Source organism: Flavobacterium columnare NBRC 100251 = ATCC 23463, assembly GCF_002530675.1.
Lineage (GTDB): Bacteria > Bacteroidota > Bacteroidia > Flavobacteriales > Flavobacteriaceae > Flavobacterium > Flavobacterium columnare.
In genome coordinates this window covers 1-908 of sequence record NZ_PCMX01000122.1, presented here as the reverse complement: position 1 = coordinate 908, position 908 = coordinate 1, and the positions used below count along the sequence as shown (strand labels likewise).

Below are 908 nucleotides of genomic sequence, written 5' to 3'. Positions count from 1 at the left end.
TGAAGGTTTTTTGTTTTATACGCGTTTGTGCTATCAAACCGAAATCACCGCGTGAGCGGGGATACTGTACAAAAAAAGTGTGTAAAGAATTTTTTGTAATTTTAAAATTATGAACCATTAAAATTTACAATTATGGACTTTACACACGCTCAAATTTCGGAATTATTATTGGAAGTTGCAAATTCAGAAAATGGAACGAATTTATTAATGCAAATGACCTTAGAGACCTTTATGAAGTCAGAACGGGTATTGCATCCGCTAGAAAATCCCACGGATTATGCAAATGGATTTAGAACTAGAACTACTAATGGTTTTGCAAAGAAATGGTTTTAAAGGTACCAAGAACACGAAGTGGTACCTTTTATCCAGCATTGCTTGGAGTTCTAAGAAATGAGGATGAAGAGCATCGAAAACTCATTTTTAGTCTTTATAGAAAAGGTTAAACAACAGAGCAAGTAAGCGACGTTTATGAAGAACTTTACGGTAAAGATTACAGCAAGCAGCAGATAAGTTACTTGATGAAGGAGAGTAAAAAAGAAATTGAATTATGGCTTAAAAGAGACTTAGAAGAACATTATTTAGTACTTTATATTGATGCTACTTTTGTTCATACAAGGCGAGATGATTCGGTTAAGAAAGAAGGCTATTTCACAATTTTAGGTATTAAAGAAGAAGAAACAAGGGAGGTTTTAACAATTGTAAATCATCCCACAGAAGGAGCTTTATTGTGGCAACAAGAGTTGGAGAGCTTAAAAACAAGAGGTGTAAAAAGTATTGGATTAGTGGTCTCTGACGGCTTAACATCTATTGAAAACGCTAGTGCAAAAGTCTTCCCTAATGCCAAACATCAACTCTGTGTGGTTCATTTTAAACGAAATATATTAGCTATTTTTCCACGAACAAAACGA

Annotated in this window: 1 protein-coding gene and 1 pseudogene; both read left to right on the top strand. The window is 34.0% G+C overall.

Features of this window, described 5'->3' with window-relative positions; all coding sequences use genetic code 11:
* Positions 1–132 precede the first annotated feature (132 nt).
* Positions 133–333, top strand: coding sequence for a hypothetical protein (locus B0A78_RS14920; protein WP_065213728.1), 201 nt, complete (start codon positions 133–135; stop codon positions 331–333).
* Positions 324–908: pseudogene (locus B0A78_RS13085) on the top strand (IS256 family transposase); the annotation flags it as partial. The gene B0A78_RS14920 and the pseudogene B0A78_RS13085, both read left to right, overlap by 10 nt.

What these genes read in the sequence shown, in the direction of transcription:
- B0A78_RS14920 (WP_065213728.1), top strand. Translation starts at nt 133, where the DNA reads ATGGACTTTACACACGCTCAAATTTCGGAATTATTATTGGAAGTTGCA.